This is a genomic window from Protofrankia sp. Cj3, from assembly GCF_917627355.1.
Classification (GTDB): domain Bacteria; phylum Actinomycetota; class Actinomycetes; order Frankiales; family Frankiaceae; genus Protofrankia.
This window is the reverse complement of the sequence record NZ_CAKJTR010000120.1, coordinates 1-7,553: the sequence shown is the minus strand read 5'-3', so window position 1 is coordinate 7,553 and position 7,553 is coordinate 1. Positions and strand designations below refer to the sequence as shown.

At 66.9% G+C, this 7,553-nt stretch carries 7 protein-coding genes and 1 pseudogene; 4 read left to right on the top strand and 4 right to left on the bottom strand.

What is annotated here, in order from left to right:
- Positions 1 to 10: 10 nt before the first annotated feature.
- The 4 genes and pseudogenes from disA to MJ783_RS15910 all read right to left on the bottom strand — a co-directional run bounded on the left by disA (position 11) and on the right by MJ783_RS15910 (position 4,519).
- The gene (disA, locus tag MJ783_RS15925) at positions 11 to 1,090 is read right to left on the bottom strand and encodes a DNA integrity scanning diadenylate cyclase DisA (RefSeq protein WP_239311230.1); all 1,080 of its coding nucleotides are present in this window, start codon (positions 1,088 to 1,090) and stop codon (positions 11 to 13) included.
- A 126-nt stretch (positions 1,091 to 1,216) separates the two neighbouring features.
- A pseudogene (gene radA, locus MJ783_RS15920) lies at positions 1,217 to 2,660 on the bottom strand (DNA repair protein RadA).
- A 170-nt stretch (positions 2,661 to 2,830) separates the two neighbouring features.
- Positions 2,831 to 3,448: a hypothetical protein gene (locus tag MJ783_RS15915; RefSeq protein ID WP_239311229.1), complete on the bottom strand. Its 618-nt coding sequence runs from the start codon at positions 3,446 to 3,448 to the stop codon at positions 2,831 to 2,833.
- A gap of 240 nt (positions 3,449 to 3,688) precedes the next feature.
- Positions 3,689 to 4,519, bottom strand: coding sequence for a hypothetical protein (locus MJ783_RS15910; protein ID WP_239311228.1), 831 nt, complete (start codon positions 4,517 to 4,519; stop codon positions 3,689 to 3,691).
- A 418-nt stretch (positions 4,520 to 4,937) separates the two neighbouring features.
- On the opposite strand from MJ783_RS15910, the gene MJ783_RS15905 reads away from it, so the two are divergent.
- The 4 genes from MJ783_RS15905 (at position 4,938) to MJ783_RS15890 (ending at position 7,377) form a co-directional block, all read left to right on the top strand.
- Positions 4,938 to 5,420: a CarD family transcriptional regulator gene (locus MJ783_RS15905; RefSeq protein WP_239311227.1), complete on the top strand. Its 483-nt coding sequence runs from the start codon at positions 4,938 to 4,940 to the stop codon at positions 5,418 to 5,420.
- A 58-nt stretch (positions 5,421 to 5,478) separates the two neighbouring features.
- Positions 5,479 to 6,162 carry a 2-C-methyl-D-erythritol 4-phosphate cytidylyltransferase gene (gene ispD, locus MJ783_RS15900; RefSeq protein WP_239311226.1) on the top strand — a complete coding sequence of 228 codons (684 nt, stop codon included), beginning with the start codon at positions 5,479 to 5,481 and terminating at the stop codon, positions 6,160 to 6,162.
- A 227-nt stretch (positions 6,163 to 6,389) separates the two neighbouring features.
- Positions 6,390 to 6,872 (top strand): 2-C-methyl-D-erythritol 2,4-cyclodiphosphate synthase, encoded by a 483-nt coding sequence (gene ispF, locus MJ783_RS15895; RefSeq protein ID WP_239311238.1) that lies wholly within the window; start codon positions 6,390 to 6,392, stop codon positions 6,870 to 6,872.
- A 109-nt stretch (positions 6,873 to 6,981) separates the two neighbouring features.
- Positions 6,982 to 7,377: a PPOX class F420-dependent oxidoreductase gene (locus MJ783_RS15890; protein WP_239311225.1), complete on the top strand. Its 396-nt coding sequence runs from the start codon at positions 6,982 to 6,984 to the stop codon at positions 7,375 to 7,377.
- The last annotated feature ends 176 nt before the right edge of the window (positions 7,378 to 7,553 follow it).

Here is a 7,553-nt window from a genome sequence, read left to right as displayed (position 1 = left end):
AAATTTGGGGTTAGACGTAGCGTTCGAGGATGCTGGACTCGGCGAGCCTGGACAGCCCCTCACGAACGGCTCTGGCGCGCGCGGCGCCGATACCCTCGACGGTCTGCAGGTCGTCCACGCCGGCCGCAAGCAGTTTCTGCAGGGTGCCGAAGTGGTCGACGAGCCGGTCCACGACCGTCCGGGGCAGTCGTGGCACCTTGGCCAGCATCCGATACCCGCGGGGACTGATCTGGCCGTCGAGTACATCCGCGCCCCCAGGGAAGCCGAGCGCGCGGGCGAGCACGGTCAGATCCAACAAATCGGTCGGTGACATCGCGGAGAGCCGGGCGAGAATCTCGGCGGCGGTGCCCACCTTGCCTCCGGAGGGCAGATAATCGCGGACGGTGAGTTCCCGTTCGGTTTCCACCCCTGCCATCAGCTCCTCGAGCTGGAGGGACAGCAGCCGGCCGTCGGTACCGAGTTCGACGACGTAACCTTCGATCTCGTCGGCGATCCGCCGAACCATTTCCAGGCGTTGGCTGACGGATATCGCGTCGCGGACGGTGACGAGATCTTCGATTTCCAGGGCGGACAGCGTGCCGGCAACCTCGTCCAGCCGCATCTTGTAGCGTTCCAGAGTCGCCAGCGCCTGGTTGGCCCGGGACAGGATGGCGGCTGAGTCATCGAGGACGTAGCGCCGGCTGGCCACGTACAGCGCGATGATCCGCATCGACTGGCTGACCGAGATCACCGGATACCCGCTCTGCTTGGCCACCCGTTCGGCCGTGCGGTGCCGGGTACCGGACTCCTCGGTGAAGATGGTCGGGTCAGGCACCAGGTGCACGGCTGCCCGTACGATTCGTTGCAGGTCCGACGACAGGACGATCGCGCCGTCCATCTTCGCGAGCTCGCGCAACCGGGTGGCGGAGAACTCGACGTCGAGCTCGAAGCCACCGGTACAGATGCCCTCGACCGCCTTGTCGTGCCCAAGAACGATCAGGCCGCCGGTATGGCCGCGGAGGATGCGCTCAAGCCCATCCCGGAATGGGGTTCCTGGGGCGACAGCGGCCAGTGTCGCCCGGAAGGTGTCATCCCCGGGTGGTCCTGCCATCTGGCTCCCTCGGTATCTCGGCGTTCCGCCGTGGTGATGGTATCGGGCGGGCTGCTTTGCCATGCCGTTCCCATGGCATTGTAGTTGAATATGATTTTGTAGTTAAATTTTTGGTCACTGTGATTTTCATTTATTATCACCATACATATGCTGTATTGCGCTGTTCAGGTCGCACACTTCGATCGTTGTCATGCCCTCGGGCGCCGGACCCGCGTCCGGGGGGACGAGGGCCCATCGGAAACCGAGCCGGGACGCGGCCGTCAGACGCCGGCGGACCGCGCCCACCGACCGGACCTCGCCGGCCAGGCCCACCTCGCCGACAGCGATGAGGTTCGCGGGAATGGGGCGGTCCTCAATGGCTGATCGTGGCCAGCGCGACGGCGAGATCGGCGGCCGGCTCGGCTAGCCGGACCCCACCGACGGTAGCCGCGTACACGTCCGATCTGCCAAGTTGGAGCCGGCCACGGCGCTCAACGACAGCGAGTATCATTGCCACTCTGGCCGAGTCCAGCCCGGAAACGGCCCGTCGCGGCACTGCCGCCGTGCAGCTTGCCACCAGCGTCTGTACCTCAGCAACCAGCGGACGGCGGCCTTCGACCGTGACCGTCACGCAGGTGCCGGCGACGCCGTCCACGGGTCCGCCGTCATGCCAGCGGGACAGGAACAGCCCGCTCGGATCCGCGATGCCGCGGATACCACCGTCGCCCATCTCGAAGCAGCCGACCTCGTCGGAGGGGCCGAAACGGTTCTTGCTCGCCCGGACCAGGCGTAGTGACGAATGCCGCTCGCCTTCGAAGTGCAAAACGACATCAACCAGGTGTTCCAGCAGCCGCGGTCCGGCGACCGCGCCATCCTTGGTCACGTGGCCGACGATCACACATGCCATGTTCAGCGCCTTTGCCGCGCGGATCAGTGCCGCGGTGACCTCGCGGACCTGTGTGACCCCGCCGGCTGCCCCCTCAGCGGTGGCGGTGGTGATGGTCTGTACCGAGTCGACCACCAAAAGTTCGGGACGAACTTCGTCGACGTGGGTGAGCAGAGCCTCCAGGTCGGTCTCCGCGGCGACCCACAGATCGGGGTGTACCGCTCCCGTCCGCCCGGCGCGCAGCCGGACCTGAGCCGTTGACTCCTCACCGGTGACCACGAGCGCCCGAGCGCCCGATGCGGCACTGCGCGCCGCGACCTCAAGCAGCAACGTGGACTTACCGACACCCGGCTCCCCGGCCAGCAGGACGACTGCTCCGGGAACGAGGCCGCCACCGAGTACTCGATCGAGTTCGGTGACCCCGGTGGGCCGGCTGCGAGCCGTCGTGATGTCAACCGCGGACATGGGGCAGGCAGGGGCCGTGATCGTCGCGGTCGACCGGGCGAGGCCACGCCCGCCCGACCGGTGGGTTGAGCGGACCGCGGGAGCCTGGGCCTCGATCGTCCCCCAGGTGTTGCAGCGTGGGCACCGGCCTGCCCATTTGACCGACTCCGTACCGCACCCACTGCACCGGAAACCGCCCGATGCCGCTCGGGAGGACGTGCCCGATGCGTTCGGACGGGGAACGGGAGGCCGGGATGACATGGCCCGCACCGTATCGGGACGGTCCGACAACCACCATGGGGCAGTTGCCGAGCGGCCCTGTCAGGCTGCCGACGATGTCAGTCGGCCGACGTCAGCCGGACCGGCATCGCCGGCAGTGACCGAACAGCGCTGGCCGGTGGCCGATCGCGTGTTCTCCGGCTGCCGGACGATCAGCCGGTGGCGCCGGCCGGGTGCGTCGTGCCGGCGGTCGGGCTACTGGTCGCGGAAGCGGGAACGGAAGCGGTCGGACTGCTGGTCACCGATCGCGCGGACGGCGTCGGGAGCGATGTCGCTGGCGGTGCGGACGCTCCCGGAGCGGGTGGTTCCACCGGGACGGCGAGGGTGATGCTGCCGGCCTTGGCAAAGGTGAACGTGACCGCGATCGCCTGCCCGACGAGCAGGTCGCGGTTCAGCCCGGTCAGCGTGGGAGCATTACCGTCGGCGATATAGATGTTGCTACCGCCTGGTTCGAGGATGGCTCTCTTCGGGGCTTGGCCGCCGGTCGCCGCCGGCGACGCGACCTGAACGATCTGGTCCTCCTCGGCTCCGCCGTTGAAGAACGCGGACACGACCTGGGCCTTCTCGCCTGAGGCCGCTGGTCCGGCCACGTAGATATTACGCAATGAGATGGTGCCGATGGCACCGGAGACGGTGTTCGTCGTCGTGCGCGCCTGCGCCGTCACCGCGTCATTACCTGCCGCACACGATGTAAGTGCGACCGTGCCGATCAGCGATGCGGCGGCGAACAGCGAGATGGTCGCGGTACGCACACCCGGACGGTGGCTCACGGCTCGGCTGCTCCTCCGTGCGGTACCGACGGTCATCTTGTCGGCACTGATTGACCCTGCCGCCGGACTGGCGGACGGCTTGTGGCTGGCTCCACCCGAAGACTCACATACCCGACGGGTTCGACCGCGGAGCACAGCCTAGTGCAGCGGCGGCGGCACGAGCCCGGACTCTGCGCGTGGCGGCCGGTGGTCCGTGATAATGATCACCTGGTGCCGCTCGGTCGGCGGAGCGGTGCTCGGTCAGCGGAGCGGAAGGGCTCCGAGCCAGCCCTCCAGGCGGTCGCCGGGAGCGAAGACGCGAGGTGGCTGTACCAGCCGGCCGTCCGCGGCGACAAGGAGCAGCGTCGGCTGTTGGGGATCCGCACCGACCAGGCGGGCAAGGGATCCGTCCGGGTCGCCGAAGCCGAGGGCCCGCCCGCCCGCGGCCTCGGGCGCACGGGTGAGCTCATTCAGAGCTGGGCTGTCCGCTCCCGGGGCGAGCAGATAGGTCGGCACCGGGTTGCCCTCATGGGCTTGGCCCACGATGTCGTGGACGGCTTTCGCGCAGTCGCAGGCCGTTGGCAGCAGCACGATCAGCGCCGGTCGAAGATCGGAAGCGATGCGCGACCCGTGCGCGGCGCGGAGCGTGATGTCGGGCAGCACGCTCCCGACGGTGCCCAGCTGCGCGGTTGTGGTCGCGAGCGGGAGCGGGCGGGCGGGCGCGGGCGGGCGCGGATGAGCGAGGACGAGCGGCACCATGGCGCCGAGCGCGCTGATGATTATGAGAAGTACCGCGATGATCACACTTGGGGCGGGGCGTGACCGGTGAGCCGGTCGGTCGGCCGGTGCGGGGCGCAGGCCTGGAAGAATCTTGCCGATGAGCTCCCGGCGCCGCAGCGACTGTAGTTCGGCGTGGTAGGCGGCGACGTCGTCGGCCAGCTCGCTGATGTCGTCCGGGATGTGGATGTCGTCCGGGATGTCGTCCGGGACGTCGTCACGGTGCCCGTTCCGGGGGCGGGAATGATGGTCGTCACGGCCGGGCCCGTTGCCCTCGTCGTCCCCGGAGGCGGGCGGCGGCGGTGTGAGGTGCACCTGTCCATCGTGGCCGATGGACGGCCCATCTGCCGGGTGGTATAGGAAGACTAGTGACCAAAGGTCGCGCGATCGTGGTTCCTTCCGCGTGGACGAAGGTCCGAGCGAGCTTGGGTGAAGTCATGGATCGGGCGTGCTGGAACGGCAGCCGTACGCCACGAGAGCACGGCGCTGCCGGCGGTCCACGTAGGTCATCGGTGTCATGGGGGTAGCGAGAGGCACAGTAAGGACATCGGGGTAGGCTGCCCGCGTCGGCGGCCTTTGCCTGTTTCGCCTGGTCCGGAGCGTCGCGGACCCCTTGGCGGCACGTCACCGAGGCGCCTAGGCGGGCCAGCCGCGGCCTGCCTTACAAGCATGCGTCTGACCTGGGTCGATGCATGCGTGTTACTCTGGTGAAGGCGGAAGGGGCACTTGACACATGGCGTTCCAAGTCGGCGAGACCGTTGTTTACCCACATCATGGTGCTGCTCTCATCGACGCGATTGAAACACGCGTCATCAAGGGCGAGGAAAGGCTCTATCTCGTACTCAAGGTTGCTCAGGGTGACCTGACTGTGCGCGTCCCAGCGGACAACGTTGCGATGGTCGGCGTCCGTGACGTGGTCGGTCAGGACGGTCTCGAGCGCGTATTCGAGGTTCTACGGGCTCCGCACACCGAGGAGCCAACCAACTGGTCACGGCGGTACAAGGCAAATCTTGAAAAGCTCGCGTCCGGCGATGTGAACAAGGTTGCTGAGGTGGTTCGCGACCTCTGGCGTCGTGATCGCGAAAGGGGGCTGTCCGCAGGTGAGAAGCGCATGCTGAGCAAAGCGCGACAAATCTTGGTCAGTGAGCTCGCGCTCGCGGAAGGCACAAATGAGGACAAAGCCGAGGCCATGCTCGACGAGGTCTTGGCAGGTTAGCCGGCGGCAGGTAACGCGGATATCCAGACGTCCCCAGTCCTTTTGACACGTAATGCGTATGTCTGACCGTGTAGCCGCGGTCGTTCCGGCAGCCGGCCGCGGCGAACGTCTTGGTGGTGCCATACCCAAGGCGCTTCGTGGCTTGGCCGGTCGTACCCTCGTGCAGCATGCGGTTGATTCATTGCTGTCCGCGACCTTGGTGAACCAGGTGGTCGTCGCCGCTCCGGCCACGGAGCTGGAAACATTTGTCGCCCTGCTCGGGCCTGACGTACATGTGATTGCCGGTGGCGCGGAGCGCATCGATTCCGTGCGGGCAGCCATCTCCGTTCTTGATGAGACGGTGGGGGTGGTCCTGGTGCACGACGCGGCTCGTCCATTGACGCCCCCCGCGCTTGTTGATGCGGTCGCCGCCGCGGTGCTGAGTGGGGCGCCAGCGGTGATCCCCGTACTCGCGATAAACGATACGATCAAGCAGGTTGATGGAGCGGGCCGGGTTGCGCGGACGCTTCCGCGTGATGTTCTGCGCGCTGTGCAGACACCACAGGGATTCCGTAGGGATGTGCTGGACGAGGCCTATCGGTTCGGCGGGACAGCGGACGGGGTGGCGATTACGGACGATGCGGGGCTGGTTGAGGCGCTCGGCGTCCCCGTGACAACTGTTCCCGGTGCTCAGGAGGCTTTCAAAGTGACCCGACCGGTCGATCTGCTTTTTGCCGAGGCGCTGCTTGCGCGTCGTGGCTAGACCCTCGGGCCGCTGGGCGCACGGAAAGAGACGTAATCGTTTGATTTTTGGCCGACTGATCCCCGCGGTTCCGGGCGCGCGAAAAAAATCATAGTTGTATGCCCCGGGGGTTCTGGCCGGATTCGGGGTTCCGTACCGCCCGACCAGCGTGGCGCTGCCTGCCGGTGCGCAGCCGCGGCCAGCGCGTCGCACGAGGGTGCCGATAGTGTTCCTGTGAGGTGAGGAAGTTGTCGCTGGCCGGACTTCCCCGAGTGGGTGTCGGCGTGGACGTCCACCCGTTCGCGGCCGGCCGCCCGTGCTGGGTGGCGGGTATTTTCTGGCCGGACGAAACCGGCCTTGCCGGGCATTCGGATGGTGATGTCGCGGCGCACGCGTCCTGTGACGCGTTGCTGACCGCGTCCGGACTCGGCGATCTAGGTTCGATCTTCGGCACCGGCCGGCCGGAATGGGCCGGGGCGGCAGGGGTCACCCTGCTCACCGAAACGGCGAGGTTGCTGGCTGAGGCGGGCTGGACGATCGGGAACGTCGCCGTGCAGATTGTGGGGAACCGGCCCCGGATGGCCGCACGGCGCGCCGAGGCCGAGGAAACCCTGACGGCCGCGGTCGGCGCGCCGGTGAGCCTGTCCGCAACCACCACTGACGGTCTTGGGCTTACTGGGCGCGGTGAAGGCCTCGCGGCGATCGCCACCGCATTGGTTGCCCGCGGCTGATCAGTGTGTCCCATCCACATGGTTGATCATGCCTGGTTGGCATGAGAGCTGCTGACTGCCACCGCGAATGAGAGGCTGAGAACGCGACGGGACCCGGCGGAGGAGCTTGATGTCGCTATATCTACCCGAAAAGGTAAAGGATCTTGCGGATGCCGCGATCTACGTGACGCTCGCAACGATCCGTCCCGACGGGTCTCCGCGGATGACAGTGCTGTGGGTCGCACGCGATGGCGATGACCTGTTGTTGTCCACGGTCCGGGGCCGCGCCAAGGAGCGTGATATCGCGCGAGATCCGCGGGTGGGGATCATGTTTCTCGACCAGCGGGATCCCTACGGATACGTCGAGATCCGCGGCCGGGCAACCCTGACCGAAGAGGGCGGCCGCGAGCTTATCGACGCTCTCGCGGTGAAATACACCGGTGACGAGACCTATCAGTGGGACGGGCCGGACGCGGTCCGGGTGGTCATTCGCGTGACCCCTGAGCGGCTGCTCACCACCGGGTGAGACTTCCACGTCGAGACGCCGGGAGCTTCGGCTCCCGTGGTGGTCCATGCTGCTCCGTGCTGCTCCGCAGTGGATCGCTTGTGTGTTGATGTGTCGTTTGTCACAAATTGTTTTGGGCTGCGTATGGAGCTAAGTGTTCGCCGCCGGAAGTTCGTCCAGGGTCTGCCGGCGCCAGA